This window comes from Ruminococcus flavefaciens (genome assembly GCF_900143025.1).
GTDB classification, from domain to species: Bacteria; Bacillota; Clostridia; order Oscillospirales; family Ruminococcaceae; genus Ruminococcus; species Ruminococcus flavefaciens_I.
Genome location: NZ_FRCT01000004.1, coordinates 16196 through 36933 on the forward strand (window position 1 = coordinate 16196; position 20738 = coordinate 36933).

The window sequence follows — 20738 nt, forward strand, 5'->3', positions numbered from 1 at the left end:
TAAATCTTCAGAAGTTTTTATTCTGCTTTGCTATTACCGATACAGGATAATTCCTTTATCTCGGCAAATTTCTCGGTATCAGATGTGGCAAGCGTAAACATTTAATCGCTCCCGTATTTCACTGAACAAGAAAAATGTTTACAATACATCTTCCCTTTTATCTTGAAGAAACAGCAGATATGTGATATAATTAATGATAAACATTCACTATATCTGGAAAAACTTAACGGGGGGCATTTCTATGGATAAGATAATTTCAGCCTGCGGAAACGATTGCTCGGCTTGTCCGAGATATATCGCCGCTCCGTATGAGAAAACAGAAGAAGAATTACGGCATACAGCAGAACTATGGCTAAAAATAGGCTACCGTGACAGATTAGTTTCCAATGGCGAAATATCCTGCAACGGATGCAAACCTGAGAACTGGTGCAGATATGGAGTCATTAAGTGCTGTAAGGAAAAAGCTATCAGGAATTGCTCTGAATGTTCCGATTTTCCTTGTGATAACATGAAAGAATGTTTTGCTGTAACAAAATCATTTGAACCGAAATGCAGAGAAGTCTGTACTGATCCTGAATATGAACAATTGAAAACGGCTTTCTTTGAAAAAGAAAAAAATCTGCTTGCACAGCGTAATTCACAAGCTAATAATATGGATATATTTGATATTATAAGGAACAGGACCAGTTATCGCGGGAAATATATAAACGCTCCCGTTCCCAAAGCCGATCTGGTGAAGATACTTGAAGCAGGAGCAGCTGCACCGTCAGGCTGCAACAAGCAGACTGCTTCATTTATTGCAGTTGATGATACAGTGCTGTTGAAGGAAATAAAATTACTGATCGAACCACCGATCGCTGAAACTGCACCCGCCTTTATTCTTGTCCTTACGCAAAGAATATTTGCTTATCGAGATAAATGCTATAATATACAGGACTATAGTGCTGCTATCGAAAATATGCTGTTAGCGATCAAAGCGCTTGGCTATGAGAGCTGCTGGTACGAAGGTCACATAACCGATGATGACGATATAGCAGGAAAGATCGCTGCTCATATGGGTATACCTGACGACTACAGTATCGTATGTATTTTACCAGTGGGTAAACCTGCCGAAAAAACACACCAGGCAGTTAAAAAGCCATTTGAAAGCAGAATATGGTTTAACGGCTTCGGGAAAAGCAGCTTGTCGAACAAGGACTTCCATTAAAGCATGACAGCGTTCTAAGCGATATATAAGGTTAATTACAGAATCAAACCGAAAGAAAGAGGAAATAAACATTGAAAAGAAGAAATATTATCACATTACTTATGCTCGCAGCTGCACTTACAAGCTGTGGAAAAAGCGGCAAAGTTACTGCAACTGAGAGCAAAACTTCAGTTACAACAACAGTTGCCGAAGCAGTTACTACCACTGCCGAATCCCAATCAACAACGGCAACAACAACAGAAACGACTTCAAAAGGCAGTGCCGATAATAGTAATGAACAAGAAAGCACTGCCGCCAACAACAATTCCGAAAGCATCGGCATAGACCGTGAAACAGCTGTCAGCAACGTAAAAGAATTGGCAGGATCGGGTGCAAAAATCGTCAGCGTTACAGAGGGAACAAGCCTTGAAGGATTTAAGTGCTGGGTAGTTGTTGTTGAGCCTGTAACGACCGAAAACGGTCCTGATACGGTAACTTACTATTCCGGCTATCAGTTCTGCTATCCGGATAACAGAGTCCAGACGGACGGTCAGCAGAATCCAATGATGAATTTCATCGGCAACTATTCTAACGGCAGTAATAAGATGTTTGTTTCCTGCACCGGCATGGATCAGGCTTCGATAGTGGTAACATGGAGCGACAACGTTGCTGATACTTCTGTATGGACAATGAGCGGTAATGTTACAGCGACTGATGAAGCAGTTACAGTGACATACAACAATTGTACAAAGGAATCCGTCAGCTATGCAGGCGACGGCTCAAACATAAGCAATACGATAAATTATACGGACGGCAGCGGTACGATAGTATTCAAATCTGCTGATAATAAAGCTTACTGGTATGATTCACAGGAATACGCTTCCGGTGGAGTTCCTTTCACGTACTGTAATGAATAAAAAACTAAAAAAGATCATTAAGAAAATACTGATATATAGCTATGGGCATAAGCGTGGATAAAGTCAGATCAGAGAAAAAAGCCTATCACTATATGCTTGAACAGTACAAAAAAGACGGCAACAAAAAAATGGTCTCCGAAATGGAGCAATATTACGATCTTTTCAGCGGCGAAAATAATGACATTGATATGTCGTGTAAAAAAATGCACACATATTTTGCCAAGACACGCGATAAGGCTATGCACGAAAATGGTGTGGGAACACTCCATAATATGGATTCCGTTATTACGGGTATATTCTTCCCTACTCTGAAAATGACTGATTTCACGCAGAAGGAAAGACTGAATATCTGGCGCGGAAAGTCCTTTGTGTCAAAAGCTGAAGTTTCATCAGGAAATTTTAAAGCAGTTGATGTAACAAAACAGCTTGACATACCTTTTTATGTACTGACAGGCAAATATGACATGACCACAGATTATGAACTTCAGAAAGAGTATTTCGACCTTGTTAAGGCTGATAAAAAGGATTTTACACATTTGAAAACTCCGCGCACAGCCCTTTATTCGAAGAACCTGAAAGAGCAAAGAAAATACTTTCCGAAGACGTAATAAACAATAAAATTTCTCTCGCTGACAGCTTTTAAACTTCAAAGAGAGAATAAAATGTCATTACATAAAAATGGTCATCCAACAAAAAACAATTCAAACTAAAAAGGCAGCCTACACTTAACCGGCTGCCTTAGTTCTTATATTCAGTTATGGGATATCCTCCTTGCCGAACCTTACTTTGCAGGCTTTCTGTCCGCAGATAATTGTGAGCATTACAAAGAATACTTCAATGAAATAGTAAATGTACCGAAAAATGAACAGCAGAAGTCCTTTATGTTCAAGCTTGATAAGGACCTTGCTTCCGTTTAAGTCTATCCATGTGGATAAAAGACAAACGATTTCTTATATGTATTTAACGTTGAACTCTCCCGTTACCACCATTGTTAATAAGGCTTTCAACATCTTGAACTGTAACTCTATTATAATCGCCCTCAATAGAATGCTTTAAACAACTTGCTGCAACAGCAAAGTCAATACACTGCTGATTATCAAAATCAGAGAGGAGGCTATAAATCAATGCACCTGAAAAACTATCTCCACCACCAACTCTGTCAACGATTTGTATATTATATTCATTTGAATAAAATGCAGTATCCTGATCTTTACAATAAAGCATTCCACTCCAACCATTCATACTTGCTGAATAGCTTCTTCTTAAAGTAAAGGCAACATATTTACACCCATAAGATCTACAAATTTCTTTTGCAACTTGTTCATAAGCTTCATTATTGATGATACCATTTTCAATATTTGTTTTTTCAGCTTTGATACTAAGTACTTTGTCAGCATCTTCTTCATTCGCGATACATAAATCAACATAAGGCATAAGCTTCGACATAATTTCTTTTGCTTTATCACTGGTCCATAATTTTTTTCTATAATTAAGGTCACAAGAAACTGTTAATCCCTTATTCTTAGCGATTTTGCAAGCTTCAAGACATATCTCTGCAAGTTCATCAGAAAGAGCAGGAGTTATTCCGGTCCAATGAAACCACTTAGCTTCATTAAATAATCTATCCCAGTCAAATTCACTTCTTTTAGAAAGTGCTATCGCAGAATATTCTCTGTCATATATCACTTTTGAAGGGCGCTGAGATGCTCCTTTTTCAAGATAATACAGTCCCATTCTGCCATTGCCGTAAACTATATCAGATGTATCAACTCCGAAATAGTTTAAGGACCTGACCGCCGCAATCCCGACATCATTATCAGGCAGCTTTGTTACGAAAGAGGCATTGACTCCAAAATTTGCAAGCGATACGGCAACATTTGCTTCGCTGCCACAAAAAGTAGCGTCAAAACTATCTTTCTGTAACAATTTTGTATATCCAGGTGCAGCAAGTCGTAAAAGAAGTTCTCCAAAAGTTACAATCTTCATCGTATTTCTCCTTATATATGTACGTACTTTTGGGAAGTCAAAAACTCTATTTTTACACTGTTTTTATATATTCCTAAAACTTTTGTAATTCCTACATTCATTGCATCCAATATTGCATTACGAGTTACAAATGCTAAATCACTACTTCCATAGTTTTCAGCCGCATCATGTGAATAGCCATCGAATCCAGCTAAGTATATGCCTTCAACATTATATCTCATAAAAAATTTTATAGCCATTAATCCTGCATTATCAAATACTGATTCTTCTTGATTCGTGAGCTCTTTATACTTTTCCTGATAGTAAACACCTTCAGCAGTGATATTAGAAGTAATAATACAGCTATTTCTTTTATCTTCCGGCAAATCACGAAATCTTCGAGAATTGGAAATAAAAATATAATGCGGAGCTACTGCTTCATATACATGATTTATACTGATCACAATTGTATTTTCATCAATAAACTTAATGATCTTTTCGGATTCTTCAACTGAACTCTTTCCCGGAGCAATAAGAAGAACTCTCTTGCCTCTTAATAGATCTATCAATTCATTTTTATGTTCTTCCTGAGTCTGCCCTCTTGCCATATATTTCAGATACAATTCTTCAATATACACTTTGTCAAAAGAAACTTTCTTTTCTTCATCCATCATATCAAAGATATCATTCATACCTTCTATTGTAAGTGTTTTTTTATCGTCAAGATACCCCGCATAATTTGGATGTGCATTATGAGCTGCTGATATGTAGTTTGGAAGAGAATACCCACAATAGTTCATCTGATAAAAACCGCTTAATATTTCATCTATCAATACAAGGATCGGCTTCAAATTGTAATTCTTACCTGCATTTTCATTAAGATACTCAATAAACAGCTCTGTATTGAGATTACCAGCGCCTCGTCCCATGCCATAGATCGAAGAATCAATAATTAAATTACGATTAGTTTGCACCGAAACAAGCTGCTGAGCGTTGGAATAGGCAAGCTGCATATTGTTATGACTATGAAAGCCTATCCAAATATTATCGTTCAGATTATGTTCAACCATATAAAACAGTCTCGTGAGAGCTTTCCCTTTCATCATACCGAAACTGTCAACAATATAGAAAGCATACGGATTAAAACTATTTACGGATCTTATTAAAGATAGAAATTCTTCATCGCTATAATTTAAAGAAACCATTGCCTGTATGAATACGAGATATCCTTTTTCCTTGATTTTGCGGCAAACATCTAAAGCTTCGTTTAAATTCCTTTTATGAAAGGCAACCCTAATCCCATCAATAGATGATCCGTCATAAATTGGAAGATCATCTACATTGAATTCACCATAATTCATCATAGCTACATAGAGTTTTCCTTCTCTATTCGATGGTATTACTCCGGCAATATCTGATAAAGATACGAACTTAGATACATCAGGATCATATGAAATGCGATTCGTAATAAATCCACATTCAATTACTTCAATGCCCGCTTCCTGCAAACCTGAAGTGATCTTTTTCATATTGTTAAGCCCAAATCTCCATTCATTACAGTAGCCTCCGTCGCGCAAAGTACAATCTAAGATATGTATGTTATTCATTAGAATTCTCCTGTTTATTAGCAAACAAGTGGTTAAAGATAGCATCAGCAATCATAAAGTCTTCTGATTCATCAATATCCACGCTCTCGATCTCACCAACTTCGACAATAAACGGGTGGTTTCCAATTCTGCGATTCAGCTTTGTAATTACATCAGCTTTATAAATATAGAAACCACTTGTCTCCTCATAAATTGGAGGGAGATCCTGTGTTCTCGGAATGTTATCAAGCTCATAATTAAAAGGGATTCCGTCCTTCCATAGGAAATCCTGAAGTTTCTTTGCCGCAAAAGACGAGTCATATTCGCCGCTTTTTACTGCATTCAGCCCCTTTTCTATAGATCCTTTAGAAATAAAAGGTGCTGTTGTATGTGTCATTACATAAATATCAGCTGGAATATCCTTTGCAAAACACTGAAGAACCTCATTCATTTTTGTTGTATCCTGATCAAGGCTTTCTGATCTGCGAAGATATTTAACCCCCTCGGGAATGAATTCCTGAATATCAGGATTGCTACAATAAACATATACTTCATCAACGCCTTCTACAGTAAGAAGAGTTGAAAGAATGTAGCAGCATAGAGGCTTTCCATTAGTAAACGATTTAGTGTTCTTTTGCGGAAGGCGACGATTATTTAGTTTCATCGGAACTATTGCAACTGTTTTCATCTTTTATCATCTCCGGTATTATTTTCTTTTCAAAACCGAACTAATATCTTCTCGCGGAATAGAAGAAATCAATGTAGTAGAACTGCAATTTACAATTTTAATATTTCTCTTTTTACAGTATTCATTTATCTTTTTATATCCGAGAAAGAGAAGATACTGATCATAAAACACATCAGACATATCCCAATTCTGAAGTAAACCGCTTATTTCCTTCTCTGTATTGTCATTATCATATGCGTGCATTTCATCATTTTTCTGTTTCAACGCACAGTTAATTGTCGTAACTATACTTGTCGAATCGCATCCTAAAAGATAGATCTCATCAAAACCCATATATAATGCTATTATAATTGCATATTGAACAACGTTCCTCATTCCCGGAATGAAAGACGATATATCACATTTTTCTTCATTGATATTTATATCTTCTATCGAACCTATACTGTATATATAATGAATATCAAGAATTTTATCCAATTTATGTTTCTTTATAAACTCATATCCGTCAACAGGGACAAAACATACCGGATTCAATTTACTCATTTTTTGATAATTTACCATTACATCTTTCATATCATAATACATATCCGTTCTAATTGCAAAAAAAGCCCCATCTATCCACAAATGATAATCAGGTTTAACTTTTTCAAATCCAGAAACTTTAGAAAAATTATTCACTGTAAAAACAAATTCATCTTGTAATAATGATAAATCAATATCCTTCAATGATGGACCATTTCCTAAAATAAAGCATCTCTTACCCTTATGAATATCCTTATAGGAATTATTTTTTTTCCAAATTGAATATGCTTTACTTGACTTATTTTTTAACCGCATTGATTTTATCGGTTTCATAATTTTAATAGTTCCATTACCACCGAGAACCCTTTTTATAGTTTCTTTTAATAACATAGCAGTCCCTTCTTCATAATTATCTTTTTATTGTATTTCTTACGAATAATATAAGCTGTTTTCGCTTTTTAACGCATACCATAAAGATTATTATTACTAAAAGATATCTAATAATCATATAGTTATATAACAGCATAAAACCAAAACAAAGTATGCTAAAAGCTATGAAAAGAATAATAAGCCGCCTCAGATCAATAGCTTTCATCGAGAATCCCGTTTCCTTTGCAACTCTACACATTGCAAAATAATTCATTGATGCAAAAAGTATATAACTAATCATAGTTGTATACCCGGCAACAAGATAGCTAGTTTTGGGTATCAATATCATATTTAGAACGATATTAGCAACAGCAGCACCAATTGAAGCGTACACTAAGCTCTTCTTCTTTTCATAATAAAACTGTGCATTAATGAATAACTGAGCGTAGAACAATAAAAGTAAACTAATAGCTACAGGAGGAATGCTCCAAATAGCCTCACTATACTTTTTTCCGGCTGTAATCAGTATTATTTCCGGTGCCATAATGACGACGCACATTATCATTCCCGCCATCAATATTGCTATCCCATTTGCAACTTTTGCGTTTTCTTCTTCTTTTCCTTCTTTTATTTTTCTATAAAACCATGGCAAATACGAATTGTTTATAGCATTCAAGACAAATATAAGCAGCATCGCTAATGTATAAGCAACACCATAAATTGCAGCCTTGCCTTTTCCGCAATAATGGTTTATCATTAATCTGTCGCTTTGATTAAATATCATCTGTGAAAGATAATATGCTAATAACGGCACATTGAAACCCAATGCATATTTCCAGTATTCCTTATGGAAAACGCTTTTTCCTTTGACTGCATTCAAGCTGAATATAATTAGACCGAACGCTAAAGTAGCTGCCACATGACCAATGATTCGCGCCTCTCCTTTTTGCTCACTAAGCAAAACAAAAGCAATTGAAACAGCAGTGTCCGCTATTGCCATAATAAGCGTTAACATAATAACCGGCTTGTACTCATAATCAAATCTTTTCTTTCCGCTCCACAGATTTATCGAGTTAATAGAAATCGTTTCAAGAATCAAGAATATTACAAATAGCGTAGACAAATCTAAAAACTCATTCCAGAATCCTTGAAATGGCAGATATATTACTAAGAAAAAGCCGCATAATACTAACCAAATGCCCTGAATAGAGGAAATATACCTATCTCTGTCTTTTTCAAATTTTATCATAGCCGGTGCAAAAGATCCGTATGCCAAATTCAAAGTTAATATGATTGCAAATAAACTGGACCATGATGTATAAATAGTCATTTCGCCGTATTCATCTGTTGTCATCAGTCTTGCAAAAATAGGCATATTAATGAATGCAATACATCTTTGAGCAATATTACATAATGTGTATGCTAAAGAGGCTCTCGCCTCTTTTGACATAGTTCCCCATTTCTGCCTAAGCTTATGAATGGATAAAGTCAAACAAGATTCCTCCCGTTAGTTTATAATTTTATATATATATTTCTTAAACTCATTGTAATCTCTGCTATAGTCCGCAGCCTTATAATGATCAGATACTTCTACACACAAAAGCAAGTTTTTCTGTAATCACAACATCTCTATATGTACATTTATCAATAATTACACCTATACTTGGATAGATATTTCAATCTCTCACTATATGATTAGTATATCACATGAATACTTATAAATCAAGTATCCGTTATATAAATCATTCAGTATATAAGATCAATTTTTTTAACCATACATAATATAAATTTGGCGTTTATTATCCGCAAATGAATCCGTCAACAAATAAATGTCTGTATAAAGGTGTTGACTTTTCCACTTGATAGCGTTATAATAAATATGCTATATGTTAAGGGGAGCTCATAACGTTGGGCTGAGAGGGAGCAAACTAACTCCGACCCTATGACCTGATGCGGATAATGCCGCCGTAGGAAGTCATACTGCGATTTTTTACAGGAGGTATCTTACAGATATCGCCTGTTTTTTTATGCCATCATTTATCCGCTATCAATAATTTCCTGAGATATCAATATGCTCGGAGTTATGCCCGAAATGTCAGAAAAAGCATTTCGGGAACACTTACCGCACAGTTGGATCCCGGAAAAGGCAGCGGTCCGATGAATCATGCATTTATATTGAATAAGATCACATGGAGGAAAAATGAAAATGACTAAGCAGAAGTTTGACGGATATGCAGATCAGTATGATTACTGGTTCATGGAAAATTCAAACCTTTTTGAAAGTGAGCTCAGGCTCTTTAAAAAGGTACTTGGTGATATTTCGGGTAAGAAGCTTTTATCGGTAGGCTGCGGAAGCGGACTTTTCGAGAGCTTCATCGACTGCTCACAGATAGAGGGTATCGAGCCTTCCCGCGATATGGGACAGATAGCCGAAAAGCGCGGCGTGAATGTTATATGCTACGGCGTTATCGAGGATATCGACCTGCCGAAGGATAGCTATGATATCATCTATTTCAACGGCAGTTCAAGCTATATGGAAGACCTTTCTTCCGTATACAAAAAAAGCCTTGCAGCCCTGAAAGAAGGCGGAAAGCTGATACTGCTCGATGTTCCGAAGGAGAGCGCATTCGGCTTTATGTATCTCCTCGGAAAGAGCCTCGGTACATATGAGCATGAATACCTCGAAGGCACTATGCCGGGTCTTCCCTATCCTCTCGCACTTGCTTCATCGGGCATCTGGCATTCAACAGAAGAAAAAATAAACGTACTGAAAAAACTGGGTGTCACAAAATTCTCATTCTATCAGACACTTATCAAAAATCCGATGTACACCAACGAAGAGCCCGAGGAAGTTTCCGAAGGCTATAAGAGCGGCGGTTATGTTGCGATAATCGCAGAAAAATAAGAGGTTGACCATGTCGAAGTTATCCGAAAAACTATATGAAAGAGCCGTTCCCCTGTGGAACGAAGAAGCAGAAAATGAATTCGTTGCCGCAATGGCTGACGGAACTCTCGACAAGCAAAAATATCGTGCCTATATGCTTCAGGACTACTGCTATCTGACAGACTATATCGGAATACTGAAATGGATGTACGAAAATACAGATGATGAGAAAGTCGCAGAATTTCTGAAAAGCGCAGCCGACAGCACACGTAATGAAAAGGACTCTGTCCATGTACCAAATATGCAAAAACTCGGCATAACAGACGAAGAGATAAACAACGTCAAAAAAGCTCCCGACAGTGAGGAATATCTGAACTACATGATGGACAAAGCGCGTGAGGGTATAATATACGGCATCACAGCTTTGCTCCAGTGCTCATGGAGCTATGCATATATCGCAAGCATTGTAACGGACAGGTATAAAGACAAACTCGAAAGCTCTCCGTATGCAGAATGGTTCCATGCCTACACATCGGAAGAATACATCGGAGCGAACTGCCTCTGGATAGATATTCTTGACCATGCCGCAAAAAATATCACTCCCGATGAGGAAGAAAAACTCTGTGTGATTTTTGAAAAATGTGCCAATTACGAAAAACGCTTCTGGAATATTTTTATCAGGCAAGTCCCGAATCCCTTATAAAAACGTACAATATCAAAGAGTATATGATGAGAGCGACCGTGAAAACGGTCGCTCTCATCTCATTTTAACATCGAAGCTCGAATTGAGATACAATTCAAAGCATTGCAAATCTGATAGTACTTCCATCAATTATTTCCTTTAGCTTTTCTTCATTATCAAGATGCATAAGGTAAATATTAACTCCGCTGTCCGAAAGTCCGACCAACTCAGCCAGCATATCTTTCAGGTAGAGGTTAACTTCGCTCTTGTAGAACGACGCTTCGGTATAAAGGAACGAACCGCTTTTCAGCAGCGGTCTGAAGGGTTCAAGAGTTGCGGTATCACCTGTATAAACTACGTTGTTTCCGTGGATATTCAAATGATAACCGAAGCACCTTCCCTCAAGTGGCTTCACATGGGTAGTAAGTATCGCAGCAATAAACCACTTCTTATTCAGCTCGTCAGCAGTAACGATGTTGAACCACTCCTGCTCGCAGCCCTCTATCCTCATAAGCAGCAGTAGCAGGTCTTCTTTAACTTCTTCCGAAGGTGCAACTATAGTGACTTTCTTTTTCCTATAGCTTGCGAACCAGACGTATTGCAGCATTGTTCCGACTCCGCCGCTATGGTCGCCGTGGGTGTGGGTGATGAGGATATAAATATTGTCGTACTGCTCCCAGTTCATCTTCTTGACCTTCTGATATGAGGTCGCAGGACAGTCGATGAGCACAAGCTCGTTATCCTCTACGAAAAAGGCGGAGTTATGTTCGTCTGCAAACGCCGAACCTCTGCCTAAAAACAGCAGCAAATTGTCATTCTGTATCTCAGTCAGCATCTCTGAAATATGCTCGCCTATATTCTCGATAGTACTGTGGCTGCCATGAACTCTTTTCACCATACGTGACAGCTTCACGCAGTCTGCATAATTATCGGGCAGGATAGTATCAGCGTCGCTGCAAAGTGTATAAGCACGCTCGTTTTCATCAAAAGATGACATCTTGCCATACTGTTCAACGAAGTCAGCAGGTATGCCCGAAGATGTGATAATCTCCAGTTTATGGGGATAATTACAGGGATTTGTGAGTATACACGGACGCTTGATCTTTCGGCTCAGCTTGTCCGCATACCAGCCTCCGAGACTTTGTCCCACAAAGATAAAATCATCGGTATCAACTATATCCGAAAGCTGGTCAAGAAGCTTTTCGGGAGATGTTTCCATGTAATTCAGCTTTGGCGAAATGATATCCTCAGCAGGAAAAATCCCGCAAAGTGCCTTATAGTTCTTGTTATCTGCTTCTCCCATGAAGCCGTGAAGATTCAGTATTTTCATTTTATCATTCCTTTATTTCGGCTCTTTCCCGATAAGCCTAATGATCTCAGCTTCATCAGCGTCGGGAAAAAGCTCTTTTACTCTGTTTATTATGCGCAGCCAAGAATCCCGCGGAGCTTCGCTGTATGCGGAAGTGACCGTATCATAGCCCCATACAGCCTCAGGCGGCAGCAGCACCGATACTGCCATGCCGTATTCTGCACCTTTCTTGTTCCTGCGTCTGTGGAAATCAGCAGTGACCAGATACGTCTTCATCATCAGATCGGTAGTAATGCCCTGAAAGTTCTTCTCACCGCCTTTTCCGAAGCCTGCAAGCTGTTTCAGTTCCGTTGAAAGTATCTGCTTGTCAGTCCAGATGATATCTCCGTTGCTGTCTGTATCGGTGAGAACCTCCATTATCAGCTTCTCGCGGCGATTGACCTTGCTGTCCTCCCATGCAGAGTCAAAATCGTAGCCGTCGCGCCTGTAATTAGCAAAATACGGCAGCCATTCAAGACTGATGAAGCCTGCCTTTTTATCGAAAAATTTGCCGTATGCCACCTCGTGACCTTCGGCAAGTATCTCACGCCATTCCCAGGGATCCTGCTCCATGTCCCCTGTCCACCAGTAATCGGACGCAACGTGCTCCTCAACGGAGAAGCACTTGACTCCGTTGCCGAACAAAGGCAGAAATCCCACTTCATTTATCCGATCAACAAGCTCTTTAGGACTTCGTATCCTGTAGGGATCATCCCACGCAAGCCCGTGCATTATCCATTCACCGTTTTCTACTGACATAACCTGCTCCTGTGTTTTTTCTTAATTATATCATACAAAAAAGATGTTTACAATACATCTTTCCGTTTTTACCCTAAATAAAGCAAATGCCGCACGTATAGTAAAATGGATGAGCATATCGACTTTAGGGAAATGGAAGAATACTATTATGGCAGAAAAAGGTATATATCGAAAAAGATGATGCTTCAGATCCTTTAAAAGAAGAATATAATTACAAAGCATTATAAAATCAAGAAAAAGCCGAGCTGATCAATACCTTAAGAAACAAGTACAAGCTCGGCAGATTATTGGAATACTTTTCAATTTCGATAAACAGTTTTTATTATCAGAAAACTGTAATGAAACAGCCTGATTTGTATTTATCTCAACGAAAACTGTCCAAAAGAATATTCTATGAAAACTGTGACAGAAACTGATGCAGACGCATCCATGCTGAATCGCAAAGGAGGTCAGTGATCCTTTCAGAAAAAGTTATACGCAGGATCATGAGGAAGAGCGTCTGACAGTAAGTTTGATAAAGAAGAAAAAATATAGTTCGTATATCGGTGAGATTAGTCCGGCTTGTAATAACCTGATAAAAAGAGATTTTCACGCCGATAATCCAAATGAGAAATGGCTGACCGATATAACTGAATTTGCATTACCTGAAGGGAAAGTATATCTTTCTCCAATAATAGATTGTTATGATGGATATAGCCGGCTCAATAAAAACAGGTGTTGCACCGACATATGTAACGGTAAGTGCAGTTGCGATATATGTATTTGAAGGAACGATGACCTCATCGCCATTACCGATTGTCTTTAATAAATGACTGTGCATTAGTTTTAATTTCATTAAGATACGTACCAGCTATGCGCATTTCTTTATTGATAGTTTTATTAAATGATAATAATTCTTTTCTTTTATCCGAGTTAATAAAGCCCACAATAATTTTTGAGAGACCTAAAAATCGCTCAAGGAATTTACAATACGCTTTTCCAATACCTGATGATGCCTTTTTTGTGTGGATACATCTATCAATTCTATCAACATCATTTAAATATGCTTTGCTAGGTGTTTTATGCGAAACTCCACTATTGACTCGATATAGAATATACGGAGTAATACTTGATGCAAATCTGGAATTTGATTGATGTATATGATAATTAAACTGAGGTGCATCCTCTATCAAAGTATATCCATCTAATGCTTTAAAAAATTCTTGATCAATCAATTCTTTTTTGACAAATACTCCTGGCGCTGGTATTTTTCCACTATATTGATACTGTCTGGCTAAATAATGTTTAATTGATTCACTGTTATTTCCGCAGGCAATAATACTTCTAAAAAAATTATAATTGTAATGTTTATTGCCTACATCTGTTTCGTCATAATACATAATAGGCGTAAGAATGATATTAGACTTATTCATATCGGATATTAGTTTGAAAATATTGTTTCTATAAAACAAATCATCCCCTGCAAGTATTTTATAGTATTCAGTGTTAATCAAATTTAATGCATTAATATAGTTTTTAACGGTACCTTGATTCGCTTCAGCAACAGATATGGTTATTTTCTTGAATAAGGAGTCATTTTTCTTCAGCCATCTTTTTACTATTAGCACAGTATTATCTTTGGAGTGATCGTCAGCCAAAACATACTCAATGTCGATGCCCTTACCATATTTGATTATTTGATATTTGATACTTTCAAGATGCTCTATTATCATTGATTCCTGATTAAAAGTTAAAGAACAAAATGTAAAAACCATATATCCACTCCTTTTCTATTACACGTTTTTAGCTATTTACTATTTAATCTAATATGATAAATAATCCATAAATCAACTAAACCATGTATTCATTTAATACTCTTTTTTGATGCAATCATCATAAAAATTCTATGAAAATATGATACGCCTTTGTTATTTACAGAACAAATAGAAAAAAAATTACATCCATAAAGAGTAAAAGGTAATAACCATCAATTTATATCATTTTCTCCACACCATCTTATTCACAACGCCCATGTAGCTCTGTATTATCTTCACTACCTTGGAAGAGACATTCTCCTCCACATAATCGGGCACAGGTATGCCGTAGTCGCCGTTTTTGTTCATCTCAACAGCTGTATCCACCGCCTGCAACAGTGACTTATCGTCGATGCCTGCAAGGATAAAGCAAGCCTTGTCAAGCGCTTCCGGACGCTCGGTGCTGGTGCGTATGCATATAGCAGGGAACGGATGTCCCACGCTTGTGAAAAAGCTGCTCTCCTCGGGAAGCGTGCCGCTGTCGGACACAACTGCAAAAGCATTCATCTGCAGGCAGTTGTAGTCGTGGAATCCGAGAGGTTCGTGCTGTATAACTCTGCTGTCAAGCTTGAAACCGCTTGCCTCAAGACGCTTCTTGGAACGCGGGTGACAGCTGTAAAGTATCGGCATATCATACTTTTCAGCCATCTTGTTTATGGCCGTGAACAAGCTCATGAAGTTCTTTTCCGTGTCGATGTTCTCCTCACGGTGAGCAGAAAGAAGTATGTATCTGCCCTTTTCAAGACCGAGCTTTGCGTGTATGTCGCTTGCTTCTATCTCTGCAAGGTTTTGGTGTAGCACCTCTGCCATAGGTGAACCTGTCACATAGGTGCGCTCCTTTGGCAGACCGCAGTCTGCAAGGTATCTTCTTGCGTGTTCGGAATAAGCCATATTAACATCGCTTATGATATCAACTATACGGCGGTTAGTCTCTTCGGGGAGACACTCGTCCTTGCATCTGTTGCCTGCTTCCATGTGGAAGATCGGTATATGCAGACGCTTTGCGCCTATCACCGACAAACAGCTGTTGGTATCACCCAACACAAGAACTGCATCGGGCTTTATCTCAGCCATAAGCTGGTAGCTCTTTGCTATGATATTTCCCATAGTCTCGCCAAGATCGTTGCCTACTGCGTCCATGTACACCTCGGGATCTGCCAGTTTGAGGTCATGGAAGAATACGCCGTTAAGATTGTAGTCGTAATTCTGACCCGTATGCGCAAGGATGCAGTCAAAATACTGTCTGCACTTATTTATTACGGCAGCAAGACGTATTATCTCGGGACGTGTGCCGACGATTATCATCAGTTTCAGTTTGCCGTTGTTCTGCCATTTTATATCAGAATAATCTGTCTTGATGTCCATGTTATCCTCCAATCGGAAAAGACCTCAGCTGAACGACCTCTCCTGCTTCAATTTTTGTAAGATTTGGAATGCAGTTTTCACCCTTGACGATCTCGCCAATGATTATCAGCCTCATACAGTTTCACCAAATGTATCGGGGTGAGCAGGGTCAAACTGCTCGTTCGCCCACATCACGGTTACAAGGTTTTCCGTATCGCTCAGATTTATAATGTTATGCGTGTAGCCGGGAAGCATATGTATAGCCTGTATCTTGTCCCCGGATACCTCAAACTCTATCACTTCATCGGAACCGATCCTGCGCTCCTGTATAAGCCCGTGACCAGCCACAACGATGAAGAACTCCCACTTGGTGTTGTGCCAGTGCTGACCCTTTGTAATGCCGGGCTTGCTTATATTCACGCTGAACTGACCACAGTTGACAGTCTTCATAAGCTCGGTGAAGCTACCTCTGTCATCGCAGTTCATCTTTAGATCGAAGATAGTCTTTTCCTTCGGCAGATAGCTCAGATATGTCGAATAGAGCTTCTTCGCAAAGCTGTTGTTCGGTATCTCGGGCATAACAAGAGTGTTCGGCTGTGCCTTGAATGATTCAAGCAGATCAACTATCTCACCGAGAGTCACCTTGTGAGTAGTCGGCACATAGCAGAACCTTCCCTGCTCCCCTGCTAAAGGAGTAAGTCCGTCATACTCGCAGCTATGAGGCTTGTCCTCAATTGCATCAAGCATTTCTTCCACAAGATCATCTATGTACAGCAGTTCAAGCTGAGTGCTTCTGTCATTTACCTGTATAGGAAGATCGTTTGCGATATTGTTGCAGAATGTAGCCACAGCGCTGTTGTAATTGGGTCTGCACCACTTGCCGAACAGGTTCGGAAAACGGTATACATAGACCTTTGCGCCTGTCTCGGCAGCGTAGTCAAAGAACAGGTTCTCGCCTGCCAGCTTGCTTCTGCCGTATTCGCCGTCATAACGTCCTATGAGTGTAGCCTGTAAGGACGATGACAGCATTATGGGGCATTTGTTTCCATTCTTTTTCAGCGTATCAAGCAGTTCGCTCGCAAAACCGAAATTACCCGCCATGAACTCGCTATTGTCCTTAGGACGGTTCACACCAGCAAGATTGAACACGAAATCTGATTTTGCACAGTATTCGTCCAGCAAGGACTTGTCTGTATCGATATCAAACTCAAATATCTCGTCGATCTTGATGCTCGGACGGGTGCGGTTCTTATTTTCTTTTATATTATTCAGATTGGCAACAAGGTTCTTTCCTACAAAACCTTTTGCACCGGTAACTAATATGTTCATCATACTATCCCCATCTCAGCCCGCTGTTCCTGTATGTAAGCAAGCGAAGCGATCTTCTCTTTTGTCTCCTCAACATCAAGGATTCGGGTATTGTTCGAGTTGAACTCCGTGAGAGTATTGCGCTTATCGTCGCCTTCTTTGAAATACTTGTCGTAATTCAGACCACGATTGTCCGCTGGAACACGATAGAAATTGCCCATGTCGATTGCCTTTGCGCACTCCTCGTTGGTCAACAGAGTTTCATACATCTTCTCACCGTGGCGGATACCGATGACCTTGATATCCTCTTTCTTGCCGCCGAACAGTTCGCATACAGCTTCAGCCTGTGTCTGTATCGTACAGGCAGGAGCCTTCTGTATGAGCAGATCGCCGTTTTCGCCGTTCTCAAAAGCGAACAGCACAAGATCAACAGCCTCTTCAAGAGACATGATAAAACGGGTCATCTTAGGCTCAGTCAAAGTGATCGGCTGACCATTCTGTATCTGGTCTATCCACAACGGAATAACAGAACCGCGGCTGCACATTACATTGCCGTAACGGGTACAGCAGATCTTTGTTTTGCCCGAAGTTCTTGACTTAGCGATAGCGACCTTTTCTTCAAGCGCTTTGGAAATTCCCATAGCGTTGATCGGGTATGCTGCCTTATCGGTAGACAGGCAAATAACGCTCTTTACTCCTGCTTCTATCGCAGCTGTCAGTACATTCTCGGTACCGATAACGTTGGTGCGTACAGCCTCCATAGGGAAAAACTCGCAGGAAGGAACCTGCTTGAGTGCAGCTGCGTGGAATATGTAGTCAACTCCGTACATAGCAGCACGGCAGCTTTCAAGTGATCTAACATCACCAATATAGAACTTGATCTTCTCAGCGACCTCCGGATACTTCGCCTGATATTCATGACGCATATCGTCCTGCTTCTTCTCATCACGGCTGAATATCCTTATCTCACCGATATCGGTCTTTAAAAAGCGATTGAGTACCGCGTTTCCGAAACTGCCGGTTCCTCCTGTGATCATTAAAGTCGCTCCGCTGAATGCGCTCATTACTTACATCCTCCATCTGATTTCAGTATATTTTGAATGCTGTTAAAACCATATGCCATTATTAAACTACCTGGAGTTATGTTTTGAATTTTTATACCTTGTTTTACAAAATACTTTTCAATTGCTACAGGAATAACATTTAGACTACCCGTCATTGGTTTCGTTAATTCTGCTTTTAAAAAATCACCATGTTGTTTTAGTTCTATATTGATAGAATATTAGTGACATAACCAAGTCCAGTTCCTAAACGCCAAATAGAATGATCAAAATATTTGCAGAACTCAGTCCACTGTTCTATTCTTCTCTGAGAATTAATATTATTTTTTCTAAAAATACTATTAATGATCAGTTATCAAATACCATATAAACTTAGTATTCGTCACTGCATAACGTTTAAAAAGCCTTCTGGGCTCTTGAATGAACCTGTAAAACCACTCCAGGCATAATTTCTGCATCCATATCGGTGCTTCGGGAACGATACCAGCCAGAACATTGAAAGCTCCGCCGACACCGATCATAAGACCATTTATTTTACCGACCATCCTGTTGCAAAAGAACTCCTGACGAGGTGCGCCAAGAGCGACCCATACGAAATCGGGATTTGTTGTATTGATCCTCTCAGCAAGCTCTTGTTCCTCTGTTTTGCTCATGTCACGAAAAACAGAAGGCTCGTATCCGCATATGACAACTTGCGGATACTTCTTCTTTATTACTTTGATAAGCTTCTCAAGGTTCTCTTTGTTGTTACCATAAAAATAGTGTCTGGTCAGTCTGTTTTTGGATTCCTCAAATATGCGTCTCATCAGATCGGGTCCTGTGACACGATCCATATTAGGATATTGTTTTTTTCCTACCATCGATAAAGGCTTTCCGTCGGGAACAGACATGAATGAATCAGCCTGAACTTTAAAGTATTTGGGATCGTCATGTGCCATTACCGTGGTATGTACATTTGAAACGCATATATACTGACCTTTGACTTTGTCAAGATCTTCATATATATTAGCGATACAGCTTTCCATATTCACCGCTGATATAGGTACGCCTATAATTTTTACTCTTTCATTTTTCACTTCTTGACCGCCTTGTATATCGATTTCAGTTTTTCGTAATTTGAATCCGGGGTGTAATGTAAATCATACGCTTTTTTTGCATTAGCGCTAAATTTTTTATAATTATTCTCTGCTTCTTTGATTGCATACATCAACGATTCTTTGTTTCTCGGTTTAAACACAGTACCCGCATCTTCTTTTTTTATAATATCAGCGCCGTTACCGATATCAGAACAAATAACAGGTGTGCCAAGAGCAAATGCTTCAATAATTGTCATTGGGAATCCTTCATACAGATCTGTGGGAAACAACATAGCAGCAGCCTTGCTTAAATACTCCCATATCTTTTCCTGGGGCTGAAATCCCATGTAATGAAGTTTTTCATTTTTCTCACACTGTGATCTGACATATTCTTCAAGTTCTCCGTTTCCGAATATATAAAGCTCCTTTTGTAAATCCCAGTTATCCATAAGAAAATCTATACCTTTGTTTTTATCTAAACGACCGATAAAAACAAATGAGCCATCATTTGTTTTATTGACATCAGGCGTGGTAATATATTCAAAATTTGGTTTTATAAACTCATGCTTGATCTTACTGCCTAAGAGCTTATGGAATTTCTTTCTGTTAAAATCAGTGAGAAAGATATATCTTAGCTTTTTATATGTCCCCAGTAGTCTGTGTACGGCAAGCATATTCGCCACTACGATGGTCTGTATCCTTGACTCACGATAACAGCCCTTCTTTATACCGCAGTGCAATCCTTTGTGAAGACAATCCTCACATATCCTGCCATTTGAAAAGAAAACGCCGTTCGGACATAAAAACCTGAAGTTATGGATAGTCTGAACGGCAGGTACTCCGCAGCTCCACGCAGCGTAATAAACCGATGGTGAGATCAGCGGGAATGTATTATGACAATGAACGATGTCAATTTTTTCTTTCCTGATGATCCTTTTTATCTCACGGTAAGTCTTAAACGAAAACACTGCTGTAAACGGGAGCAGTATTTTCTTTATTTTTGACTCGTTCAGTTCGGCGTTATCACGGGTATATTCCACGAGATAGTGACCGTTTTCACGAAGCAGTTTTTTCTCATTCTCGAAAACAGTATGTTCACCGCCGCCTATCTGATAGAAATTATGTACCATCAGCACACGCTCTTTTGAAGCCGTTTTATTTTTCATTGCAGGCACTATAGATAGCCTCCTAATCATACATGATATCAACTGCGGTGTTTTCTATATATTCACCATTATCTATGTGATCTC

At 39.0% G+C, this 20738-nt stretch carries 18 protein-coding genes, 1 pseudogene and 1 riboswitch; of the genes and pseudogenes, 5 read left to right on the forward strand and 14 right to left on the reverse strand.

Annotation, left to right across the window (positions count from 1 at the left end; translation table 11 throughout):
* The first annotated feature begins 241 nt into the window (after window positions 1-241).
* The 3 genes from BUB28_RS16455 to BUB28_RS05270 all read left to right on the forward strand — a co-directional run bounded on the left by BUB28_RS16455 (window position 242) and on the right by BUB28_RS05270 (window position 2711).
* Window positions 242-1207 carry a nitroreductase family protein gene (locus BUB28_RS16455; RefSeq protein WP_175547798.1) on the forward strand — a complete coding sequence of 322 codons (966 nt, stop codon included), beginning with the start codon at window positions 242-244 and terminating at the stop codon, window positions 1205-1207.
* A 71-nt stretch (window positions 1208-1278) separates the two neighbouring features.
* The gene (locus BUB28_RS05265; RefSeq protein WP_072949560.1) at window positions 1279-2103 is read left to right on the forward strand and encodes a hypothetical protein; all 825 of its coding nucleotides are present in this window, start codon (window positions 1279-1281) and stop codon (window positions 2101-2103) included.
* Between the two features lie 53 nt (window positions 2104-2156).
* The gene (locus BUB28_RS05270) at window positions 2157-2711 is read left to right on the forward strand and encodes a hypothetical protein (RefSeq protein ID WP_139277512.1); all 555 of its coding nucleotides are present in this window, start codon (window positions 2157-2159) and stop codon (window positions 2709-2711) included.
* A gap of 352 nt (window positions 2712-3063) precedes the next feature.
* On the opposite strand, the gene BUB28_RS05275 is transcribed toward BUB28_RS05270, so the two are convergent.
* The 5 genes from BUB28_RS05275 to BUB28_RS05295 are packed head-to-tail and all read right to left on the reverse strand — an operon-like array spanning window position 3064 to window position 8725.
* A complete protein-coding gene (locus BUB28_RS05275; protein ID WP_072949563.1) occupies window positions 3064-4089 on the reverse strand; it encodes a sugar kinase in 1026 nt (341 codons plus the stop codon).
* Between the two features lie 11 nt (window positions 4090-4100).
* Window positions 4101-5675 carry an aldolase catalytic domain-containing protein gene (locus BUB28_RS05280; RefSeq protein ID WP_072949565.1) on the reverse strand — a complete coding sequence of 525 codons (1575 nt, stop codon included), beginning with the start codon at window positions 5673-5675 and terminating at the stop codon, window positions 4101-4103.
* Window positions 5668-6342, reverse strand: coding sequence for an acylneuraminate cytidylyltransferase family protein (locus tag BUB28_RS05285; protein ID WP_072949566.1), 675 nt, complete (start codon window positions 6340-6342; stop codon window positions 5668-5670). The genes BUB28_RS05280 and BUB28_RS05285 overlap by 8 nt, the downstream gene beginning before the upstream one ends.
* A gap of 18 nt (window positions 6343-6360) precedes the next feature.
* Window positions 6361-7254 carry a 6-hydroxymethylpterin diphosphokinase MptE-like protein gene (locus tag BUB28_RS05290; RefSeq protein WP_072949568.1) on the reverse strand — a complete coding sequence of 298 codons (894 nt, stop codon included), beginning with the start codon at window positions 7252-7254 and terminating at the stop codon, window positions 6361-6363.
* A 19-nt stretch (window positions 7255-7273) separates the two neighbouring features.
* Window positions 7274-8725, reverse strand: a complete 1452-nt coding sequence (locus BUB28_RS05295; RefSeq protein ID WP_072949570.1) for a lipopolysaccharide biosynthesis protein — start codon at window positions 8723-8725, stop codon at window positions 7274-7276.
* A gap of 390 nt (window positions 8726-9115) precedes the next feature.
* Window positions 9116-9225: riboswitch (TPP riboswitch) on the forward strand.
* A gap of 208 nt (window positions 9226-9433) precedes the next feature.
* On the opposite strand from BUB28_RS05295, the gene BUB28_RS05300 reads away from it, so the two are divergent.
* On the forward strand, window positions 9434-10138 hold the full coding sequence (locus BUB28_RS05300) for a class I SAM-dependent DNA methyltransferase (RefSeq protein WP_072949572.1): 705 nt from the start codon (window positions 9434-9436) through the stop codon (window positions 10136-10138).
* Between the two features lie 10 nt (window positions 10139-10148).
* Entirely contained in the window at window positions 10149-10820 is a 672-nt protein-coding gene (locus BUB28_RS05305; RefSeq protein WP_072949573.1) for a thiaminase II/PqqC family protein, read from the forward strand.
* 94 nt (window positions 10821-10914) lie between these two features.
* On the opposite strand, the gene BUB28_RS05310 is transcribed toward BUB28_RS05305, so the two are convergent.
* From BUB28_RS05310 to BUB28_RS05350, 9 genes and pseudogenes are all read right to left on the reverse strand, one after another.
* A complete protein-coding gene (locus tag BUB28_RS05310) occupies window positions 10915-12129 on the reverse strand; it encodes a YqiA/YcfP family alpha/beta fold hydrolase (protein ID WP_072949575.1) in 1215 nt (404 codons plus the stop codon).
* A gap of 12 nt (window positions 12130-12141) precedes the next feature.
* Window positions 12142-12906, reverse strand: a complete 765-nt coding sequence (locus tag BUB28_RS05315) for an AlkZ-related protein (RefSeq protein WP_072949577.1) — start codon at window positions 12904-12906, stop codon at window positions 12142-12144.
* A gap of 676 nt (window positions 12907-13582) precedes the next feature.
* Window positions 13583-13702, reverse strand: a pseudogene (locus BUB28_RS16695) (DegT/DnrJ/EryC1/StrS family aminotransferase); the annotation flags it as partial.
* Window positions 13695-14660 (reverse strand): glycosyltransferase, encoded by a 966-nt coding sequence (locus BUB28_RS05325; RefSeq protein WP_072949579.1) that lies wholly within the window; start codon window positions 14658-14660, stop codon window positions 13695-13697. The pseudogene BUB28_RS16695 and the gene BUB28_RS05325, both read right to left, overlap by 8 nt.
* 222 nt (window positions 14661-14882) lie before the next feature.
* A complete protein-coding gene (wecB, locus tag BUB28_RS05330) occupies window positions 14883-16064 on the reverse strand; it encodes a non-hydrolyzing UDP-N-acetylglucosamine 2-epimerase (RefSeq protein WP_072949580.1) in 1182 nt (393 codons plus the stop codon).
* A gap of 111 nt (window positions 16065-16175) precedes the next feature.
* Window positions 16176-17372, reverse strand: coding sequence for a capsular polysaccharide biosynthesis protein CapF (locus BUB28_RS05335; protein WP_072949582.1), 1197 nt, complete (start codon window positions 17370-17372; stop codon window positions 16176-16178).
* The gene (locus tag BUB28_RS05340) at window positions 17372-18415 is read right to left on the reverse strand and encodes a polysaccharide biosynthesis protein (RefSeq protein WP_072949584.1); all 1044 of its coding nucleotides are present in this window, start codon (window positions 18413-18415) and stop codon (window positions 17372-17374) included. Before BUB28_RS05340 ends, BUB28_RS05335 begins: the two co-directional genes overlap by 1 nt.
* Window positions 18416-18753: 338 nt before the next feature.
* Window positions 18754-19488 (reverse strand): WecB/TagA/CpsF family glycosyltransferase, encoded by a 735-nt coding sequence (locus BUB28_RS05345; protein ID WP_072949586.1) that lies wholly within the window; start codon window positions 19486-19488, stop codon window positions 18754-18756.
* Window positions 19485-20654, reverse strand: coding sequence for a glycosyltransferase family 4 protein (locus tag BUB28_RS05350; protein ID WP_072949963.1), 1170 nt, complete (start codon window positions 20652-20654; stop codon window positions 19485-19487). Before BUB28_RS05350 ends, BUB28_RS05345 begins: the two co-directional genes overlap by 4 nt.
* Window positions 20655-20738: the final 84 nt, after the last annotated feature.